Raw genomic sequence first — 19731 nt, forward strand, 5'->3', positions numbered from 1 at the left:
CGAAACGGGCAGGCGGGCCGCGTCGTAGATCCCTACGACGCGGCCCCGCCGCTCCTGTGGACAATGGCCCGTGTCGTTGTCGGTGGTGTCGCGTAGTCTCGCTGGTATACGGATCCCGGTAACGCGGGGGAGGGGGCCCAGTGCTCATCGACACCTATGGCCGTGTGGCCACTGACCTGCGGGTCTCGCTCACGGACCGCTGCAATCTGCGGTGTACGTACTGCATGCCCGAAGAGGGGCTGCAGTGGCTCGCCAAGCCCGACCTGCTCACCGACGACGAGATCGTCCGGCTGATCACCATCGCGGTCACCGACCTGGGCATCACCGAGGTCCGCTTCACCGGCGGCGAGCCGCTGCTGCGCCCGGGACTCGTGGGCATCGTCGAGCGCTGCGCCGCCTTGGAGCCCCGCCCCAAGATGTCCCTGACCACCAACGGCATCGGGCTCAAGCGCACCGCCACCGCCCTCAAGGCGGTCGGCCTGGACCGGGTCAACGTCTCGCTGGACACCCTGCGGCCCGACGTCTTCAAGACCCTCACCCGCCGCGACCGCCACCACGACGTGCTGGACGGGCTCACCGCCGCCCGCGACGCCGGCCTCACCCCGGTGAAGGTCAACGCCGTCCTCATGCCGGGGCTCAACGAGGACGAGGCCCCCGACCTGCTGGCCTGGGCCGTGGAGAACGACTACGAGCTGCGCTTCATCGAGCAGATGCCGCTCGACGCCCAGCACGGCTGGAAGCGCGACGGCATGATCACCGCCGGCGACATCCTGGAGTCCCTGCGGACGCGCTTCACGCTGACGCCCGAGCCCGACGAGGCACGCGGGTCGGCGCCCGCCGAGCGCTGGATCGTCGACGGCGGCCCGCACCGCGTGGGCGTCATAGCCTCCGTGACGCGGCCCTTCTGCCGGGCCTGCGACCGCACCCGCCTGACCGCGGACGGCCAGGTGCGCACCTGCCTGTTCGCCCGGGAGGAGACCGACCTCAGGGCCGCCCTGCGCTCGGACGCGCCGGACGAGGAGATCGCCCGGATATGGAAGCTCGCCATGTGGGGCAAGAAGGCCGGCTCCGGCCTGGACGACCCGAGCTTCCTGCAGCCGGACCGCCCGATGTCCGCGATCGGGGGCTAGGCCCCGCCCCGGCCTGATCGACCGGACAGGACCTAAGCGCCGCGCGCCTCCCACTCGGCGAGCGTCACCACGTCCTTGAGGAACCCGCGCACCCCGAGGAACTGGGACAGGTGCTCGCGGTGCTCGTCACAGGCCAGCCAGGTCTTGCGGCGCTCGGGCGTGTGCAGCTTCGGGTTGTTCCAGGCCAGCACCCACACGGCGGCCGTCCGGCAGCCCTTGGCGGAACAGATGGGCCGGGTCTCCCGCTCAGCGTCCCGCTGAGTCTCCGGCTGGGTTTCGTCGCTCACCACACGTCCAAACAAACGGCCCGAACAAAGGCGACGCCGAGCAGCCACGGGGGGAGCTGCCCGGCGTCGGTCCGTCGCTCCGACGGGGGATGCGGAGCGCCTACGCAGTATGTCACGCGCACCCCACCGTGGTGCACCGGAACGTCATGATTGATCTGAGCTTTTCTTGAGCTTGTATGCCCGCCGACCGGGGCCTCCCGGGCGGCGGCGTGTCAGCTCTGCTCGTACTGCCGTTCCTGTCCGCCTTCCGCCTGACGTTCCGCTTGTTCCCGTACGGGCGGCTGTGCCGGCTCACGGTCGCCGTCCTCCGCGTGCTCCGACGCCTCCAGCATCGGGTGCGTGGGCGTCGGCGTGACCACGAAGCTCGACGGCGCCGGGGGCGCGGTCTCCCGGCCCGCGTTCGCGATCACCACGGCGATGTACGGCAGCACCGCACCGAGCACCAACGCCACGATCGCCACATGCCGTTGCACGTTCCACAGGGACGCCGCCGCGATCACCGCGAGCGTCCGCACCGACATCGAGATCACATAGCGGCGCTGCCGGCCCCGTACGTCGTCCGCCAAGCCCTGGCGGGCGCCGGTGATCCGGAAGACCTCGTCATGACCGCGCTTCCGCATCGCGTTCCACCACCCGACGTCTGTGCCGGACACTCTCCCCGGACCGGACCTGTTTCCACGGTACGCCCGCCCTGCGCCCCGTTCGAGAGCGGGGCACCCCTTCACCAGTGCATACGCCCCCTGCGTAGCGCGTACGGCTCGCTCCGACATGCGCCGTACGGCGCAGCACCTCAAACTGTCGATGACTGCTCATGTCGATCTGTACCGATCCGTACCGAGGAGGCAGCCATGGGCTGGTTGTGGGCGATTATCGTGGGGTTCGTGCTGGGCTTGCTGGCCAAGGCGATCCTGCCGGGCAAGCAGCACAGCCCCCTGTGGCTGGCCACCATCTTCGGCATCATCGGCGGAATCGTCGGCAATGCCCTCGCCCGGGCGTTCGGCATCGAGGCCACACCCGGCATCGACTGGGGCCGGCACGCCCTGCAGGTCGTGGCGGCGGTGGTCATCGTCGGAGTCGGCGACATGCTCTACATGTCGATGCGCGGCAAGAGACAGCGGGCCTGACCGCCCGGGGCAACCCCGGGAACGGGTGAGGCGGCCCGGACGCGCTCTCCGCGCCCGGGCCGCCTCACCCTCTTCGTCTTCGCCTGAAGGGCGTCAGACGGCCGCGACCTCGATCGCCGCCAGGTTCTTCTTGCCCCGGCGCAGCACCAGCCAGCGTCCGTGCAGCAGCTCGTCGGCCGCGACCACGGCGTCCTCGGCGGTCACCTTGGCGTTGTTCACGTAGGCACCGCCCTCCTTCACCGTGCGGCGGGCCCCCGACTTGCTCGGCGCCAGACCGACCTCGACGAACAGGTCCACCACCGCGCCGAGCTCGGCGACCCGGGCGTGCGGCAGCTCGGCCAGCGCCGCCGCCAGCGTCGCCTCGTCCAGCTCCGCCAGCTCACCCTGCCCGAAGAGCGCCTTCGACGCGGCGATGACCGCGGCGCACTGCTCCGCGCCGTGCACCAGCGTCGTCAGCTCCTCCGCCAGCGCGCGCTGGGCGGCACGGGCCTGCGGCCGCTCCTCGGTGAGCTTCTCCAGCTCCTCGATCTCCTCGCGGGACTTGAAGCTGAAGATCCGCAGGAACTTGGAGACGTCCCGGTCGTCCGCGTTCAGCCAGAACTGGTAGAACGCGTACGGCGTGGTCCGCTCCGGGTCCAGCCAGACGGTGCCGGACTCGGTCTTGCCGAACTTGGTGCCGTCGGCCTTGGTGATCAGCGGCGTCGCCAGGGCGTGCACGGCGGCGTGGGGCTCGACCCGGTGGATCAGGTCGGTGCCCGCGGTGAGGTTGCCCCACTGGTCGCTGCCGCCGGTCTGCAGCGTGCAGCCGTGGCGCCGGTACAGCTCCAGGAAGTCCATGCCCTGGAGGATCTGGTAGCTGAACTCGGTGTAGCTGATGCCGGCGTCGGAGTTCAGCCGCCGCGCGACCGCCTCCTTGGTGATCATCTTGTTGACCCGGAAGTACTTGCCGACGTCCCGCAGGAAGTCGATCGCCGACAGCCCCGCCGTCCAGTCCAGGTTGTTCACCATGGTCGCGGCGTACGGCCCCTCGAAATCGAGGAACCGCTCGATCTGGGCCCGCAGGCGCTCCACCCAGCCGGCGACGACCTCGGGGGAGTTCAGCGTGCGCTCCGCGTTCGGCTTCGGGTCGCCGATCAGACCCGTCGCCCCGCCGACCAGACCCAGCGGACGGTTCCCCGCCTGCTGGATCCGGCGCATGGTGAGGATCTGCACCAGATTGCCCAGGTGCAGGCTCGGTGCCGTCGGATCGAAGCCGCAATAGAACGTGACGGGACCGTCCGCGAACGCCTTGCGCAGTGCGTCCTCGTCAGTGGAGAGGGCGATGAGCCCCCGCCACTGCAGTTCGTCGACGATGTCCGTCACGGTGACGTCTCTCCTTGAGCGAAGTGGGATCGAACAGGTGCGGTGTTCCCTGCCAGTCTATGGGGGTCACACGCCCAGACTGACCGAACTCATGTTGAAGTCCGGCACCCGCAGCGGCGGCATCGCGGCCCTGGTGAACCAGTCGCTCCACTCACGCGGCAGCGTCTTCTCGGTCCGTCCGGCCTCGGTGGCCCGCGACAGCAGGTCGACCGGCGACTCGTTGAACCGGAAGTTGTTCACCTCGCCGACGACCTCACCGTCCTCGACCAGGTACACCCCGTCCCGGGTCAGCCCGGTCAGCAGCAGCGTCGCCGGATCGACCTCGCGGATGTACCACAGGCAGGTCAGCAGCAGCCCGCGCCGCGTGGAGGACACCATCTCCTCCAGCGACCGCTCGCCCCCGCCGTCCAGCACCAGGTTGCCGATCGCCGGAGCCACCGGCAGGCGCGTGAGCCCGGCGCTGTGCCGCGTGGTCATCAGCCGCTCCAGGCGCCCCTCCCGTACCCACGAGGTCGGCTCCAGCGGCAGCCCGTTGTCGAACACCGACGAGTCGTCGCCCGACGCGTGCGCGATCACGAACGGCGCGGACTCCAGGCCCGGCTCGTGCGGGTCGCTGCGCAGCGTCAGCGGCAGCGGGGAGAGCGTCTCGCCGAGCCGCGTGCCGCCGCCCGGCTTGGAGAAGACGGTGCGCCCCTCCGCCGCGTCCCGCGCCGCCGACGACCACATCTGGTAGATCAGCAGGTCCGCCACGGCCGTCGGCGGCAGCAGCGTCTCGTACCGCCCGGCGGGCAGCTCGATCCGCCGCTCCGCCCAGCCCAGCCGCCGCGCCAGCTCCGCGTCCAGCGCCAGCGGATCCACGTCCTTGAAGTCCCGCGTCGCACGCCCCGCCCACGCCGAGCGCGTCCGGTCCGGCGACTTGGCGTTGAGCTCCAGCGTCCCCGAGGGCTGGTCGTGCCGCAGCCGCAGGCCCGTCGACGCACCCAGGTACGTGGACGTCAGCTCGTGGTACGCGAACCCGTACAGCTCGCGGCCGCCCGCGCGGGCCCGGCCGAACGCCTCGCCCAGCGCGGGCGCGAAGTCCCCGAAGACCGCCGAGGACGTCTCGGCGGGCGCGTCCGTGAAGTCCGGCGACGCCTCGGCCCCGGAGACCAGCGGCTGCGCGTCCTCGGCGGGCCCGGCCGCCCGCGCCGCCTCCTCGGCGGCCCGCACCAGCGGCTCCAGGTCCTCGGCCGTGACCGCGGACCGGGACACGACACCGGAGGCGGTGCCCTGCGCCCCGTCGACGGTGGCGATCACGGTGAGCGTCCGCCCCCGGGTGACGCCGTTCGTCGTCAGGGCGTTGCCCGCCCAGCGCAGGTTCGCGGACGACTGCTCGTCCGCGATGACGACGCACCCGTCCGCGCGGGACAGCTCCAGGGCCCGCTCGACGATCTCGTACGGCTTGCTGACGGGGCTCATCGACCGGCCTCCTGCGTGGTGTTCAAGATGTTGACGCCCCGGAACAGGGCCGACGGGCAGCCGTGCGAGACCGCCGCGATCTGGCCCGGCTGGGCCTTGCCGCAGTTGAAGGCGCCGCCCAGGACGTACGTCTGCGGGCCGCCGACCTTCTCCATCGAGCCCCAGAAGTCCGTCGTCGTCGCCTGGTACGCGACATCGCGCAGCTGACCGGCCAGCCGCCCGTTCTCGATGCGGAAGAACCGCTGCCCGGTGAACTGGAAGTTGTAGCGCTGCATGTCGATCGACCACGAGCGGTCGCCGACCACGTAGATGCCGCGCTCCACGCCCCCGATCAGGTCCTCCGTCGACAGGCCGCCCGGCTCCGGCTGGAGCGAGACGTTCGCCATCCGCTGCACCGGCACGTGCGACGGCGAGTCCGCGAAGGCGCAGCCGTTCGACCGGCCCAGCCCCGTCAGCTTCGCGATCCGCCGGTCCAGCTGGTAGCCGACGAGGACACCGTCCTTGACCAGGTCCCAGCTCTGCGCCTCGACGCCCTCGTCGTCGTACCCGATCGTCGCCAGGCCGTGCTCGGCGGTCCGGTCGCCCGTCACGTTCATGATCGGCGAGCCGTACACCAGCTTGCCGAGCTGGTCGAAGGTGGCGAAGGAGGTGCCCGCGTACGCCGCCTCGTAGCCGAGCGCCCGGTCCAGCTCGGTGGCGTGCCCGATCGACTCGTGAATGGTCAGCCACAGGTTCGACGGGTCGACGACCAGGTCGTACCTGCCCGCCTCCACGCTCGGCGCCCGCATCTTCTCCGCGAGCAGCTCCGGGATCTGCTCCAGTTCCGCGTCCCAGTCCCAGCCGGTGCCGGTCACGTACTCCCAGCCGCGCCCGGCCGGCGGCGCGAGCGTCCGCATCGAGTCGAACTCACCGGTCGTCGCGTCCACCGCCACCGCCGTGAGCTGCGGGTGCAGCCGTACGCGCTGCTGCGTGGTGACGGTCCCGGCCGTGTCCGCGTAGAACTTGTTCTCGTGGACGGTCATCAGCGACGCGTCCACGTGCGCCACCCCGTCCGCGCGCAGCAGCCGCGCGCTCCACTCCGCCAGCAGCGCGCTCTTCTCCGCGTCCGGCACGGTGAAGGGGTCGATCTCGTACGCCGAGACCCACGTGCGCTCCGCGTGCACCGGCTCGTCGGCGAGCTCGACCCTCTCGTCGGAGCCCGCCGCCGCGATGACCTTCGCCGACAGCTTCGCCATGGCCACGGCCTGCGAGGCGACCTTCGCGGCCGCGTCCATGGTCGGGTCCACGCCCGACGCGAACCCCCACGCCCCGCCGTGCACCACCCGCACCGCGTACCCGAGGTCCGTGGTGTCCGACGACCCGGCGGGCTTGGCGTCCCGCAGCCGCCACGAGGCACTGCGTACGCGCTCGAAACGGAAGTCGGCATGCTCGGCGCCGAGCGCCCGGGCCCGCGCGAGCGCCGCGTCGGCGAGGGCCCGCAGCGGCAGCGCCGTGAAGGCTTCGTCGATGGAATGAGGCACGAATGTCTCCTGTCGTATGAGACCGGTCGTCCCCGATCATGTCGCGCCGCACGGTTCCCTGCCCAGTGCTTTCCGTGATCGCGGGAGGGGCTTTCTGTAGGGACCCGACAGTGCGGCCCGTACGCCACTGTCGGAGGGCGATTCCGCGTACGCCCCGGCGGACCGATAGGTTTTCGGGGTACCGCACCATGCAAGGGAAAGGGTGATCTGTTGAGCCGCTCGGTTCTTGTCACCGGAGGAAACCGGGGCATCGGCCTCGCCATCGCCCGCGCGTTCGCCGACGCCGGCGACAAGGTCGCGATCACGTACCGGTCCGGCGATCCGGCAGAGCTCGCCGACGCAGGGTTCCTTGCGGTCAGGTGTGACATCACCGACGCCGAGCAGGTGGAGCAGGCCTACAAGGAGATCGAGGAGAAGCACGGTCCGGTGGAGGTGCTGGTGGCCAACGCCGGTGTCACCAAGGACCAGTTGCTGATGCGCATGTCGGAGGAGGACTTCACCTCCGTCATCGACACCAACCTCACCGGCACCTTCCGCGTGGTCAAGCGTGCCAACCGCGGCATGCTGCGCGCCAAGAAGGGCCGCGTCGTCCTCATCTCCTCCGTGGTCGGCCTGCTCGGCTCGGCCGGCCAGGCGAACTACGCCGCCTCCAAGGCCGCGCTCGTCGGCTTCGCGCGCTCGCTCGCCCGTGAGCTGGGATCGCGCAACATCACGTTCAACGTCGTCGCACCCGGCTTTGTCGACACCGACATGACCAAGGTGCTGACCGAGGAGCAGCGCGCGGGCATCGTCGCCCAGGTGCCGCTCGGCCGCTACGCGCAGCCCGAGGAGATCGCCGCCACGGTACGGTTCCTCGCGTCCGACGACGCCTCGTACATCACTGGAGCCGTCATCCCGGTTGACGGCGGATTGGGCATGGGTCACTGATCACATGAGCGGAATTCTCGAGGGCAAGCGGATCCTGATCACCGGTGTGCTGATGGAGTCGTCCATCGCCTTCCACACCGCCAAGGTGGCCCAGGAGCAGGGCGCCGAGGTCATCCTGACGGCCTTCCCGCGGCCCACGCTGACCGAGCGCATCGCCAAGAAGCTGCCCAAGCCCGCCAAGGTCATCGAGCTCGACGTCACCAACGACGAGCACCTGAACCGCCTCGCGGACGTGGTCGGCGAGGAGCTCGGCGGCCTCGACGGCGTCGTCCACTCCATCGGCTTCGCCCCGCAGGACGCGCTCGGCGGCAACTTCCTCAACACGCCGTTCGAGTCGGTGGCGACCGCGATGCACGTCTCCGCCTTCTCGCTGAAGTCGCTGACCATGGCCTGCCTGCCGCTGATGCAGAACGGCGGCTCCGTCGTCGGCCTCACCTTCGACGCGCAGTACGCCTGGCCGCAGTACGACTGGATGGGCCCGGCCAAGGCCGCGCTGGAGGCCACCAGCCGCTACCTCGCCCGCGACCTGGGCAAGCAGAACATCCGCTGCAACCTCATCTCGGCCGGACCGATCGGCTCGATGGCCGCCAAGTCCATCCCGGGCTTCGGCGACCTCGCGAAGGTCTGGGACGAGCGCTCCCCGCTGCAGTGGGACATGTCCGACCCGGAGCCGGCCGGCCGCGGTGTCGTCGCGCTGCTGTCGGACTTCTTCCCGAAGACGACCGGCGAGATCGTCCACGTCGACGGCGGCGTGCACATCATGGGCGCCTGAGCCCACCGCGTCACGCGCAACCGGTGACCCGAAGGGCCGCGCACCCCGCCACGGACGGGGGCGCGGCCCTTCGTGCGTGGCCTTCGTGTGTGGCCCTGTGCGCGGCCTTCGTGTGTGGCTCGGGCCGGTGCTCGAGTCGAAGAGTCGCCGCGATCACGGCACACTGGTGCAGAACGGATATTCGTGTCCGTTGATCGGGGAGGAGGTGTGGCTGTGCGTACGAAGCACCTGGCCCTGGCGGCCGTGGCGGCACTCCTGTGGGGGCCCGCCCTCAGCGCCCAGGCCTATGCCGAAAACCACGAACGGTACGTCGCCTCGTGCCGTACCGCGGTCGAGGGCTCCCGCGTCACCGCGCACTGTCACAACCCCTACCCCCACACGGATCGGGTCCGGCTGCACGTCGAGTGCGACCGTTGGTGGGACATCGACTCCGACAGTGCCGCCGTCGAGGTGGGCCCCACCGCCTACGCCGAGCTGACCGAGCGGTGCTGGAAAGAGGTACGCGCCGCCTGGATCACTCACGAGCCGGTACGCGGCTGAGCCCGGCCCTACGGTGCTTCCCCCGCCGCGCTGGATCCGCGCAGGCACATGAAGGGGTAGCCGGCCGCCTCCGAGGCCGCCCGCTCCGCGTCGCCCGCGCGGATGGCCTCCACCAGCCGCGCGTGGTCCATGTGGTACTCCGGGCGCAGCTCCTGCCCCACGTCGTCGCGCAGCCAGTCGCGTACGAGATGGCCGAGGTCGGCGTAGAGCTCCGTCATGACGTCGTTGTGCGAGGCCGCCACCACGGCCAGGTGGAACGTCGAGTCCGCCGCCACGAACCGCTCCGCGTCGCCCGCCTCCCAGGCCTCCTCACGCCGCGCGAGCAGGGCGTCCAGTTGCTTCATGTCCCGGTCGGTGCGGCGCTCGGCGGCCAGGCGCGCGGCCGCCGACTCCAGCGTGGAGCGGAGCTCGGCGATGTGCCGCGGGTCGGCGCCGGAGAAGCGGCGGTGCATCACCCCGGCCAGTTCGCTGGTCGCGATGACGTACGTGCCCGAGCCCTGGCGGATGTCCAACAGGCCGTTGTGCGCCAGCGCGCGGACCGCCTCACGGATCGTGTTGCGGGCCACTCCCAGCTGCTGGACCAGCTCCGGCTCGGTGGGGATACGCGAACCGACCGGCCACTCGCCCGAGGTGATCTGGTTGCGGAGCTCGGCGATCACCTGATCGGTGAGCCCGGACCGGCGGGGAGTGTTGAGCGCCATGGGTGCTCCTCGGCGTGGTGGCGGAAAGTGGCTGACGAGGATTGGACAGCCAATCATCCCATGATTCTATGATGCTTCCATGTCCGACGAGCCGCTGACCCAGACCACGACGACGAAGCCGACCCCGACCACGACCGCCACCTCCTCGCCGGTACCCCGGCAAGCCGGCGCTATGGGCTCGGCCTCAGCACCCGAGGGCGGCCAGGAGGCGACCGTGCCCGGGCGGAAGGCCGCCGTCTGGCTGCCCCGGCTCCTCATCCTCGGACTCGTCCTCGCCGCGCTGAACCTCCGCCCCGCCATCACCAGCCTCGGCGCCCTCCTCGAAGAGGTGCGCGACGGGCTGCACATGAGCGGCAGCGTGGCCGGCGTGCTCACCTCCGTACCACCGCTGTGCTTCGCCGTCTTCGGCATCACCGCGCCCCGGCTCGCCCGCCGCTTCGGGCCGGCGGCGGTCGTGTTCGCCGGCATGGCCGCCATCGCGCTCGGCCTGGCCGTCCGGCCCTTCACCGGCGGTACGGCGGCCTTCCTCGCCGCCAGCGCCCTCGCGCTGATGGGCATCGCCCTCAGCAACGTCCTGATGCCGGTGATCGTCAAGCGCTACTTCCCCGACCGGGTCGGCAGCATGACCGGCCTGTACTCGATGGCCCTGGCCCTCGGCACCTCCCTCGCGGCCGCCGCGACCGTCCCCATGACGGACGCGCTGGGCGGCAGCTGGCGCACGGGCCTGGGGGTGTGGGCGGCCCTCGCCGCCCTCGCGGCCCTGGCGTGGCTGCCGCTCGTACGCGACCGGGGGCGGAGCGCCGCGACGGCGGAGGGCGCGGGGGAGCGCCAGGCGGAAGGCACGGCGGGTGGCACGGCGGAGCGTGGTGCCGCGGCGGGCGGTTCCGCCGGAGCGCCCACCGTGCGGATCACCCGGAGCCGGACCGCCTGGGCGCTCGGCGTCTTCTTCGGGCTCCAGGCCACCGGCGCGTACATCACCATGGGCTGGATGCCGCAGATCTTCCGCGACGCCGGTGTCTCCGCCGGTACCGCGGGCGTCCTGCTCGCCGTGACGATGGTGATGGGCGTGCCGCTCGCCTTCGTCATCCCCCGGCTGGCTGGCCGGATGAAGAACCAGGGCCCCATCGTGGTCGCCCTCTGCCTGTGCGGGCTGGGCGGATACGCGGGCCTCTTCTTCGCCCCGGCCGGCGGGGCGTGGCTCTGGGCGGTCCTGCTGGGCGTCTCGAACTGCTCCTTCCCGCTCGCCCTCACCATGATCGGCATGCGCTCGCGCACCGGTGGCGGTGTCGTGCGGCTCTCCGCCTTCGCCCAGAGCGTCGGCTACCTCATCTCCATCCCGGGCCCGACGCTGGTCGGCGCGCTCTACCAGCACAGCGGCGGCTGGGACGTGCCGCTGGCCCTCATGGCCGGGCTGATGGTGCCGCAGATGGCAGTCGGCATCCTGGCCGGACGGGACCGCACGATCGAGGACGAAATCTGAGGTGCGAGACTGGGCGGCATGGAACCTGTGCTTGACCCGAACCCCCAGAACGGTCAGAAGAAGCTGCTCGGTGTGCTCGGCGCGATGCTGCTGATCGGCTTGATCATCGGCATCGTCGCATCGATCGCCTCGCCCTGACACTGGGGCTAGCCCCCGGTCCCCTAGGGGGCCGGGCTCAGGGTGAAGTGGGTGGATCACCGGATGGGCCGGGGCCTGCGTGATCCGTAACGTCTGAGGTACGTCGAGACGCCGGGCCCCGCGGCCCTGCGTACTCGCGGACCACGACCACGGATTCCGGAGCACGGGTTCCGGACCACGCACCCACGGAGGCGGCCATGTCGGCTCGTACGCACCCCCGGCCCCACGCCACCGGCGGCGTCACCGGAAGCGTCGGCACCCGGCTGACCTGGTGGGCCCTCACCCTTCCGGTGCTGGCCTTCGCCGCCCTGCTGGTGCTGATCACCGGGGGCCGTGAGGCGCATGCGGCGGGTGGGGACCCAGCGGTGGGACGCATACTCGAACACATCCAACAGACGCTCTCCCTCTGAGGGGAGAGCCGGTCAACACCCTGCGCCCCGTGGCGGCTTTCATGCGAAGCTGGGGCCATGAGCGTCGATACACCCCGCAGGATCGTGCTACTCCGGCATGCGAAGGCCGACTGGCCCCAGGTGTCCGACCACGAGCGGCCGCTGGCCGACCGAGGCCGCAAGGACGCACCCGTGGCCGGCCGTCGGCTCGCCGAGACGGGCATCACCTTCGATCTGGCCCTGTGCTCGACTGCGGTCAGGACCCGCGAGACGTGGAAGCTCGTGGTGTCGGAGCTGCCCCACCGCCCCAAGACCGTGTACGAGGAGCGGCTCTACGAAGCCTCGCTCGGCGAACTCATCGCGCTGCTCAACGAGACCTCCGACGAAGTGGACAACGTCCTCGTCATCGGCCACAACCCGGGCATGCACGCCCTCGCCGATGCCCTGGCCGGGACCGCGGAGGGGGACACGCTGGCCCGGATGAGCCGGGGCGGCTTCCCGACCGCCGCGTTCGCGGTCGTGGAGTTCGCCGGCTCCTGGAAGTCGGTGGAACACGGCGTCGGCACGCTCACCGGCTACTGGGCGCCGCACGAGTAACCCGGCCCTTCGCCACCTGGGCCTTCGCACCCCGGCCCTTCCACCCGTACGAACGACAAAGGGCCCGGACACCCGCTCGGTGTCCGGGCCCCCTCGGTCACGCGATCGCGCACCCCCTAGGCCATGCCGCCGTCCGCGGCCTCGACCTCTTCGCGCGTGATCCCCAGCAGGTAGAGGACCGTGTCGAGGAAGGGCACGTTGACGGCGGTGTGCGCGGCGCGGCGTACGACCGGCTTGGCGTTGAAGGCCACGCCCAGCCCCGCCGCGTTGAGCATGTCCAGGTCGTTGGCGCCGTCGCCGATCGCGACGGTCTGGGCCAGCGGCACGCCCGCCTCGGCGGCGAACCGGCGCAGCAGCCGCGCCTTGCCCGCCCGGTCGACGATCTCGCCGGTCACGCGGCCGGTCAGCTTGCCATCGACTATCTCCAGCGTGTTGGCGGAGGCGAAGTCGAGCCCGAGCCGGGCCTGCAGGTCGTCCGTGACCTGGGTGAAGCCGCCCGACACCACCCCCACCTGGTAGCCGAGCCGCTTGAGGGTACGGATCAGGGTGCGCGCGCCCGGCGTCAGCCGGACCTCCGCCCGCACCTTGTCCACGACCGACTCGTCCAGCCCGGCGAGCAGCGCCACGCGCGCGTGCAGCGACTGCTCGAAGTCCAGCTCACCGCGCATGGCCGCGGCGGTGACCTCGGCGACCTCGTCCTCGCAGCCGGCGTGCGCCGCGAAGAGCTCGATCACCTCGTCCTGGATGAGCGTGGAGTCGACGTCCATCACGACCAGCCGCTGGGCGCGGCGGTGCAGCCCCGCCGACACGACGGCCACGTCCACGCCGATCTCGGCGGCCTCGGTGGCGAGGGCGGTGCGCAACGGCTCCGTCTCCGTACCGGACACGGCGAACTCCACCGCCGTCACCGGATATTTCGCCAGCCGGAAGATGCGGTCGATGTTCCCGCCGGTCCCGGTGATCGTGGCCGCTATGGCCGCCGTGTTCTCGGCGGTCAGCGGGTGTCCCAGCACGGTGACGTGCGAGCGGCCGACGCCGCGCGGCCGGTTGTCGCCCGTACCCGAGATGATCTCCGCCTGGAGCTTCAGCGACTCCGCCCAGCTGTGGACGGTGGCCCGCAGCTCACCCTCCGTGCTCACCGTGGGCTCGGTGACGAGCGCACACAGGACGATGCGGCCCCGGGTCACGACCTGCTCGATGTCGACCACGTCGACGGAGAAGGCGGCGAGGGTGTCGAACAGCCCGGCGGTGATCCCGGGCCGGTCCTTCCCGAAGATCTTGACGAGAAGGGTGGGTACGTCGGAGGTCTGCGATGCGCTCATGGTCCCTCCACCGTATCCGGCCCACGCGGCCCGGGCTTCCCCTGTCCCGAGTGCCGGACAGCCGTGCGAGCCCCGCCGGGCCGGCCCCCGCCCTCCGGCCACCCGCGCGTGGTGCCGGTCCTGCGGATTCCGTAGCCGGCCCGGTATGCGTGGCGTCCCGGCGCCACCGATTCCGTACTGTGCGAACGACTCCCACGGAGATCCGAGTTGCCCTGTTCGATCCTGATCCGTACGCAGTCGGGGGTGCCATCGCGCAGGCCTGCGCGGCCTCTTCACACCGCCCGACTTTCGAATACGGGACCGGGCCTGAAATAGTTCCCACGATGTTCGCATCCCTAGACTCCCCGCGACGGGGGTCACTCGGGGGACAACTAGTGGGGCATGGAGTGCCGGAACTCGTACTGGAATTGAACGGAAGGACCTGGACGCTCGATGCGTCCAGGTCGTACAGCCTTGGTCGGGATCCGCAGGGCGACCTGGTGATCGACGACGCAAGGGTCTCGTGGCGGCATGCCACGATCAGGTGGGACGGCCGCAGTTGGCTCATCGAGGACCACGGCTCCACCAACGGCACCTATGCGCAGGGCCAGCGGATCCAGCAGATGGAGCTCGGCCCCGGGTCGGCCGTCCACCTCGGTAACGCCACCGACGGCCCGCGGCTGAATCTCACGGGTGCCGCCGCGTACAACGCACAGGGCGCGGCCCCGCAGATGCCCCAGGCCTCCCCAGGGCCCCAGCACCCGCAGCAGCCCCACCAGGCTCAGCAGCAGGGCTGGTCCCAGCAGCAGCATCAGGCGCCTGCCGCCGCCCCTCAGCAGCAGGGCTGGCAGCAGCCTCAGCATCCGCAGCAGGTGCAGCAGCCCCACGTACCGCACCAGCAGCAGCACGGCTCGCACGGCGGCGGCGCGGCAGCCCCGGCCGGCCCCGCCCAGCAGCAGTACGCCCCGAAGGTCCCGGCCCAGGGCGGCGGCGCGGCGGGGGCCCCGCCGGCCTACGGCGGTGACCGGAGCCCGACCACCTTCCACCAGGTGGCCCTCGGCCGCGTGATGCGCATCGGTCGTGCGCTCGAGAACGACCTGGTCGTCTCAGACCTCCAGGTCTCGCGCCACCACGCCGAGTTCCACGCGACCCCCGACGGCCGCTTCGAGATCCGCGACCTCGGCTCGCACAACGGCACGTACGTCAACGGCCAGCCGCTGCCCAAGTCGGGCTCGGCGCTCATCGGCCCGAACGACACCGTCGGTGTCGGTCACTCGACGTTCCGGCTCGTCGGCGACCGCCTCGAGGAGTTCGTCGACACCGGTGAGATCTCCTTCTCCGCACGCCACCTCACCGTCACGGTCGACGGCGGCAAGCAGATCCTGAAGGACGTCTCCTTCGGCGTCCCGGAGAAGTCGCTCATCGCGGTGATCGGCCCCTCCGGCTCCGGCAAGTCCACGCTGCTCAAGGCGCTCACCGGTTACCGCCCCGCCAACCAGGGCGACGTCCTCTACGACAACCGGAACCTGTACAAGCAGTTCGCCGAGCTGCGTCAGCGCATCGGTCTGGTCCCGCAGGACGACATCCTGCACAAGGAGCTGACCGTCCGGACCGCGCTGAAGTACGCCGCGAAGCTCCGCTTCCCCGCCGACACCACCGAGCAGGAGCGCGAGGCGCGGATCGACGAGGTCCTGCGCGAGCTGAAGCTCGACATCCACAAGACCAAGAAGATCACCGCCCTCTCCGGCGGCCAGCGCAAGCGCGTCTCCGTCGCCCTGGAGCTGCTGACCAAGCCGTCGCTCATCTTCCTGGACGAGCCGACCTCCGGTCTCGACCCGGGCATGGACCGCGACGTCATGCAGCTGCTGCGCGGCCTGGCCGACGACGGCCGCACGGTCCTCGTCGTCACGCACTCCGTCGCCGAGCTCGCGCTCTGCGACAAGCTGCTGGTCATGGCGCCCGGCGGCTCGGTGGCGTACTTCGGCCCGCCGGAGGAGGCGCTCAACTTCTTCGGCTACGAGACCTGGGCCGACGTCTTCTCCGCCTTCGAGAACTACCGCGACTACGACTGGGCGGGCCGCTGGAAGGGCTCGCAGCACTACCAGATGTACGCCGCGGACCTCGACGCCGTCGCCCCGCAGTCCGTCCAGATGCCGCCGGCCCAGGCGATGCGCCCGCCCAAGCCGCAGGGCTGGGGCGCGCAGCTGTGGACCCTGATCCGCCGCTACCTGTCCGTCATCGCGTCGGACAAGGGCTTCATGGCGCTGATGGTGATCCTGCCGGCCGTCCTCGGCGTGGTCTCCACGCTGATCAGCTCGAACTACGGGCTCCGGCCCAGCCCACGCGGCCCGAACGGCAGCGCGGCCACGATCCTGCTGATCCTCGCGGTGGGCGCCTGCTTCGCCGGTGCGGCCAACTCCGTACGAGAACTGATCAAGGAACGGGTCATCTACGAACGGGAACGGGCCACAGGCCTGTCACGTTCGGCGTACCTGATGTCGAAGGTGATCGTCCTCGGTCTGATCACCATCCTGCAGGGTGCGATCATCGGCGGCATCGGCTTCGGCATGCGTGAGGTGCCGGACGAGGGCCTGATCTTCGGCTCGTCCCTCGTACGCCTGGAACTGAGCCTGCCGATCATGGCGCTCGGCTTCACCTCGATGATGTTCGGCCTGATCATCTCCTCGCTGGTGAAGACCGCCGAGAAGACCATGCCGCTGCTGGTGATGTTCGCGATCATCCAGGTCGTCTTCACCGGCTGCCTGTTCACCCTGCACGGCCAGGTCGGCGTCAACGAGTTCTCGTACCTCATGCCGTCCCGCTGGGCCGTGGCCGCCGCCGGCACGACCGCCCAGCTGAACGTCCTCTTCCCCAACCAGGACGACCCGACCGACACCGACCCGCTGTGGGACCACGAGATCGGTATGTGGATGGTCGACATGGGCGCGCTCCTCGCCCTCGGCGCCCTCTGCGGCGTGATCGTGGCGCGCCTGCTGCGCCGCCACGAGCCGGAGGTCATGCGCAAGTAACCCGCAGACGCAGACGCAGACGCAGACGCCGGAGGGCGGCACCCCGCACGGGGTGCCGCCCTCCGGCGCATGAGTACACCGCTTCAGCGGCCTCAGTAGGCGCTGTTGACGTTGTCCATGGAGCCGTAGCGGTCGGCCGCGTAGTTGCAGGCGGCGACGATGTTGGCGACCGGGTCCCACTGGCTCTTCTTGGTGCCCGGGATGTGGTACGCGTCGAAGGTCGGCTTGATGACCTGGAGCAGACCGATCGACGGGACGCCGTTGATGGCGTTGATGTCCCAGTTGTTGATCGCGTTCGGGTTACCGCTGGACTCCCGCATGATGTTGCGGTGGATGCCCTCGTAGGTGCCCGGGATGTTGTGCTTCTTCATGATGTCGAGCGCCTCGCGGATCCAGCCGTCGAGGTTGTTCGCGTACACCGGCTTGCGGGCGGCGGCGCGGCTGGCGGCGGCCTTCGCGGCGGCACGCTTCTTCGCGGCGGCCTCGGCCTGGGCCTTCGCCTTGGCGGCGGCGGCGGCCTTGGCCTTGGCGGCGGCAGCGGCCTGGGCCTTCGCGGCGGCGGCATCGGCCTTCGCCTTGAGCTCGATCGTGGTCAGCTGGTCGTTGATGCCCAGCTGGAGGGTGCCGGCGGCCTGCTTGCCACCCCACGCGACCGGAGCGACGGCGGCAACGGCCTGCGGCTCGACGGTCTTCGCGGGGGAAGCGTTGCTCGGAACGGCGCTGAACGCCACGGCGACGGCGCCGATGGCGGCCACGCCGGCGAGGGAAAGCTTCTTGTGGTTCTTCTTGAGACGGCTGAAGCCGGGGGTCCTGGACGCGGACATGCAGTCGTACCTCTTCGAATCGCGGGACGTCGCCTGGCCGGGTGGCGCTGCGCCTGCTCGGCGGGCAACGGCTGCAATTCTTAGCTGGCGCAAAAACCCCTGGCAAAGGTGTGACGTACGATCCGAGGTAGTGGATCAGGAGGTGGCGCCAAGCGGCACAAATCGCCCACGCCACCCCCTCAACCAGGGCTGATCCGGTCCTTACATCACCACTACGCCGCTTCGTAAGTGACCTGCGTCCTATGCGCGGGCTCACATCGGCCGTGTAACAGCCTCACCATCTGTTGCACGAGCAATGCACTCAGTGAGTGCCCGGTAGCGCCTCGGGCAACAGCAGATGTACGTCCCCGAACTCGTGCCACAGATACCGGCCCCGCAGCGCTTGGGCATAGGCGCGCTCGAGCGCCTCCCGCCCCGCGACCGCCTCCAGCATCAGCAGGTGCGAGGCCCGCGGCTCGTGCAACCCGGTCAGCAGCCCCTCCACCACCCGCACCCCGCGCCCCGGCGTCACCACCAGGTCCGTCCACCCCGCCGCCGCCCCTACGACCCCGTCCGCGCCCACCGCCGACTCCAGTGCCCGCACCGCCGTCGTCCCCACGGCCACCACCCGGCCCCCGGCCGCCCGGGCCGCGTTCACCAGCCACGCCGTGGCCGCCGGCACCGCGAAGCGCTCCGGGTACGGCGGCTCGTGCGCCTCCGCCGACGCCACGCCCGTATGCAGCGTCACCGGCGCGAACTGCACCCCCCGGCTCACCAGCTCCGCGACCATCCCCGCCGTGAAGGGCCGCGCCGCGCTCGGCATCTCCGCCGAGCCGGCCCCGTCCGGCGAGGGCCGCGCGAAGACCGTCTGGTACGCGGCGAGCGGCTGGTCCCGCTCGGTGTACCCGTACCGGATGGGCCGCCCGTACCGCGACAGCAGCTCCGGCACGCCGACCGTCACCGACGACACCGACGCCCACCACAGCCGCGACCCACCGGCCACCAGCGGCTCCTCCAGTACGAGCCGGGCGCCGCCCGGCAGCCGTACGACCCCGCCGACCGGACCCCCGGCGCGCGGCCGGGTGCTGCCCCGCCCGTCCGGCGCGCGCACTTCCACGGCCCAGCGCCCGTCGTCCCCGTACGTCGAGAAGTGCACGACCACGGCCTCCGCGCCGATCCGCCCGCTGACGGCGGCCGCGAGCGTCGGCGACGTGTTCACCACCAGCACGTCCCCGGCCCGCAGCAGCCCCGGCAGCTCCCGGAAGGCCCGGTGCGACACCGCAAGACCCTGCGACACGAGCAGCCGCACGTCGTCCCGGCCGCTCCCGCGCTGCTCGGCGGGCACCCGCGCGGACAGCTCCTCCGGCACCCGCAGCGCGTCCAGCCCGTGCACCGGCGCCGTCACGCCCCCACCCCCAGCAGGGCGGACGCCGCGTAACGCCCGCTCGCCGGCCGCTCCGCCAGCAGCCGCAGAAAGGCCGGCGCCACCGACTCCGGACGGGGACGGTCCGAGTCGTCGTCGACGGGGACGGCCGCCTGGTACAGGTCCGTCCGCATGTCACCCGGATCCACCGCCCACACCCGCAGCCCCGGCTCCTCGACGGCCAGCACCGCCGCCAGCAGGTCCAGCGCCGCCTTCGACGCCCCGTACCCGCCCCACGTCTCGTACGCCTCCATGGCCGCGTCCGAGCTGACCGCGATCACCGCCCCGCCCTCCGCGCCCGCCCGCAGCAGCGGCAGCGCCTCCTGTACGAGGCCGAGGGCGGCGACCACATTGGTCTCCAGCGCCGCCCGCAGCCCCGCGAGCGGCAACGCGTCCAGCCGGACGAGCGGCTCGGCGCCCAGCGCGCTGGCGTTGCTCACCAGCAGGTCCAGCCCGCCCAGTTCCCGCGCCGCCGCCACCAGCGCCGCCCGGTGCGCCGCGTCCGTCACGTCCCCGGGCAGCGTCACCACCCGCGTCCCGTACGCCCTCGCCACCCGCGCGCTCTCCTCCAGTACGGGGGCAGTCCTGGCGTCCAGCACCAGGTCCCAGCCCTCCCGGGCGAGCTCCCCGGCGAGCGCGCGCCCGAGTCCCTTGGACGCCCCCGTGATGATCGCGACAGCCATGACACCCATCCCCTTCGCTTGCGTCGGGTCCGTCTCGGTGCCCCCAGCCTCGAACGCGCACGCCGCC

The 19731-nt window shown here is 71.2% G+C and carries 20 protein-coding genes; 10 read left to right on the top strand and 10 right to left on the bottom strand.

All coding sequences use genetic code 11. From position 1 onward, the window contains the following. Window positions 1-140: 140 nt before the first annotated feature. Window positions 141-1130, top strand: a complete 990-nt coding sequence (gene moaA, locus ACIRNI_RS12440) for a GTP 3',8-cyclase MoaA (RefSeq protein WP_403550769.1) — start codon at window positions 141-143, stop codon at window positions 1128-1130. A 32-nt stretch (window positions 1131-1162) separates the two neighbouring features. Here moaA and ACIRNI_RS12445 read toward each other — a convergent pair whose 3' ends face one another. Both ACIRNI_RS12445 and ACIRNI_RS12450 read right to left on the bottom strand, forming a co-directional pair. Next, a complete protein-coding gene (locus ACIRNI_RS12445; RefSeq protein WP_403550771.1) occupies window positions 1163-1417 on the bottom strand; it encodes a hypothetical protein in 255 nt (84 codons plus the stop codon). Between the two features lie 212 nt (window positions 1418-1629). Then, window positions 1630-2037: a DUF3099 domain-containing protein gene (locus ACIRNI_RS12450; RefSeq protein WP_403550773.1), complete on the bottom strand. Its 408-nt coding sequence runs from the start codon at window positions 2035-2037 to the stop codon at window positions 1630-1632. Between the two features lie 228 nt (window positions 2038-2265). Between ACIRNI_RS12450 and ACIRNI_RS12455 the strand changes: the two genes are divergently transcribed. Next, window positions 2266-2541 (top strand): GlsB/YeaQ/YmgE family stress response membrane protein, encoded by a 276-nt coding sequence (locus ACIRNI_RS12455; RefSeq protein ID WP_355365407.1) that lies wholly within the window; start codon window positions 2266-2268, stop codon window positions 2539-2541. A gap of 93 nt (window positions 2542-2634) precedes the next feature. Here ACIRNI_RS12455 and tyrS read toward each other — a convergent pair whose 3' ends face one another. The 3 genes from tyrS to ACIRNI_RS12470 form a co-directional block, all read right to left on the bottom strand. Then, on the bottom strand, window positions 2635-3903 hold the full coding sequence (gene tyrS / locus ACIRNI_RS12460; RefSeq protein ID WP_403550775.1) for a tyrosine--tRNA ligase: 1269 nt from the start codon (window positions 3901-3903) through the stop codon (window positions 2635-2637). Between the two features lie 66 nt (window positions 3904-3969). Further along, window positions 3970-5361, bottom strand: coding sequence for a metallopeptidase TldD-related protein (locus ACIRNI_RS12465; RefSeq protein ID WP_403550777.1), 1392 nt, complete (start codon window positions 5359-5361; stop codon window positions 3970-3972). After that, window positions 5358-6881: a TldD/PmbA family protein gene (locus ACIRNI_RS12470; protein WP_355365398.1), complete on the bottom strand. Its 1524-nt coding sequence runs from the start codon at window positions 6879-6881 to the stop codon at window positions 5358-5360. The genes ACIRNI_RS12465 and ACIRNI_RS12470 overlap by 4 nt, the downstream gene beginning before the upstream one ends. 210 nt (window positions 6882-7091) lie before the next feature. On the opposite strand from ACIRNI_RS12470, the gene fabG reads away from it, so the two are divergent. From fabG to ACIRNI_RS12485, 3 genes are all read left to right on the top strand, one after another. Then, window positions 7092-7808, top strand: a complete 717-nt coding sequence (gene fabG, locus ACIRNI_RS12475) for a 3-oxoacyl-[acyl-carrier-protein] reductase (protein WP_355365395.1) — start codon at window positions 7092-7094, stop codon at window positions 7806-7808. A gap of 4 nt (window positions 7809-7812) precedes the next feature. Further along, a complete protein-coding gene (gene fabI, locus ACIRNI_RS12480) occupies window positions 7813-8580 on the top strand; it encodes an enoyl-ACP reductase FabI (RefSeq protein ID WP_355365392.1) in 768 nt (255 codons plus the stop codon). A 213-nt stretch (window positions 8581-8793) separates the two neighbouring features. Next, window positions 8794-9120, top strand: coding sequence for a hypothetical protein (locus ACIRNI_RS12485; RefSeq protein ID WP_403550779.1), 327 nt, complete (start codon window positions 8794-8796; stop codon window positions 9118-9120). Between the two features lie 8 nt (window positions 9121-9128). On the opposite strand, the gene ACIRNI_RS12490 is transcribed toward ACIRNI_RS12485, so the two are convergent. After that, a complete protein-coding gene (locus tag ACIRNI_RS12490; RefSeq protein ID WP_403550781.1) occupies window positions 9129-9821 on the bottom strand; it encodes a FadR/GntR family transcriptional regulator in 693 nt (230 codons plus the stop codon). A gap of 79 nt (window positions 9822-9900) precedes the next feature. On the opposite strand from ACIRNI_RS12490, the gene ACIRNI_RS12495 reads away from it, so the two are divergent. The 4 genes from ACIRNI_RS12495 to ACIRNI_RS12510 all read left to right on the top strand — a co-directional run bounded on the left by ACIRNI_RS12495 (window position 9901) and on the right by ACIRNI_RS12510 (window position 12425). Further along, complete coding sequence (locus ACIRNI_RS12495; RefSeq protein ID WP_403550783.1) at window positions 9901-11301, top strand: CynX/NimT family MFS transporter; 1401 nt, start codon at window positions 9901-9903, stop codon at window positions 11299-11301. A 27-nt stretch (window positions 11302-11328) separates the two neighbouring features. Beyond that, window positions 11329-11439, top strand: a complete 111-nt coding sequence (locus ACIRNI_RS12500) for an SGM_5486 family transporter-associated protein (protein ID WP_355365492.1) — start codon at window positions 11329-11331, stop codon at window positions 11437-11439. Window positions 11440-11636: 197 nt separating this feature from the next. Beyond that, a complete protein-coding gene (locus ACIRNI_RS12505) occupies window positions 11637-11849 on the top strand; it encodes a hypothetical protein (protein WP_403550784.1) in 213 nt (70 codons plus the stop codon). Window positions 11850-11906: 57 nt separating this feature from the next. Continuing rightward, window positions 11907-12425, top strand: a complete 519-nt coding sequence (locus ACIRNI_RS12510; RefSeq protein ID WP_403550786.1) for a SixA phosphatase family protein — start codon at window positions 11907-11909, stop codon at window positions 12423-12425. Window positions 12426-12541: 116 nt separating this feature from the next. Here the strand turns inward: ACIRNI_RS12510 and serB are convergent, their stop codons facing one another. Further along, entirely contained in the window at window positions 12542-13747 is a 1206-nt protein-coding gene (gene serB / locus ACIRNI_RS12515; protein WP_403550788.1) for a phosphoserine phosphatase SerB, read from the bottom strand. A gap of 386 nt (window positions 13748-14133) precedes the next feature. Here serB and ACIRNI_RS12520 point away from each other — a divergent pair, with 386 nt between their 5' ends. Next, window positions 14134-16755 carry an FHA domain-containing protein gene (locus ACIRNI_RS12520; RefSeq protein WP_403550789.1) on the top strand — a complete coding sequence of 874 codons (2622 nt, stop codon included), beginning with the start codon at window positions 14134-14136 and terminating at the stop codon, window positions 16753-16755. A 92-nt stretch (window positions 16756-16847) separates the two neighbouring features. On the opposite strand, the gene ACIRNI_RS12525 is transcribed toward ACIRNI_RS12520, so the two are convergent. From ACIRNI_RS12525 to ACIRNI_RS12535, 3 genes are all read right to left on the bottom strand, one after another. Continuing rightward, window positions 16848-17579 carry a transglycosylase SLT domain-containing protein gene (locus tag ACIRNI_RS12525; protein WP_403550791.1) on the bottom strand — a complete coding sequence of 244 codons (732 nt, stop codon included), beginning with the start codon at window positions 17577-17579 and terminating at the stop codon, window positions 16848-16850. A gap of 301 nt (window positions 17580-17880) precedes the next feature. Then, window positions 17881-18963: an S-adenosylmethionine:tRNA ribosyltransferase-isomerase gene (locus tag ACIRNI_RS12530; protein ID WP_403550793.1), complete on the bottom strand. Its 1083-nt coding sequence runs from the start codon at window positions 18961-18963 to the stop codon at window positions 17881-17883. Further along, on the bottom strand, window positions 18960-19664 hold the full coding sequence (locus tag ACIRNI_RS12535) for an SDR family NAD(P)-dependent oxidoreductase (RefSeq protein ID WP_403550795.1): 705 nt from the start codon (window positions 19662-19664) through the stop codon (window positions 18960-18962). Before ACIRNI_RS12535 ends, ACIRNI_RS12530 begins: the two co-directional genes overlap by 4 nt. Window positions 19665-19731 lie beyond the last annotated feature (67 nt).

Source organism: Streptomyces sp. NPDC093546 (assembly GCF_044765045.1).
Taxonomy (GTDB): Bacteria; Actinomycetota; Actinomycetes; order Streptomycetales; family Streptomycetaceae; genus Streptomyces.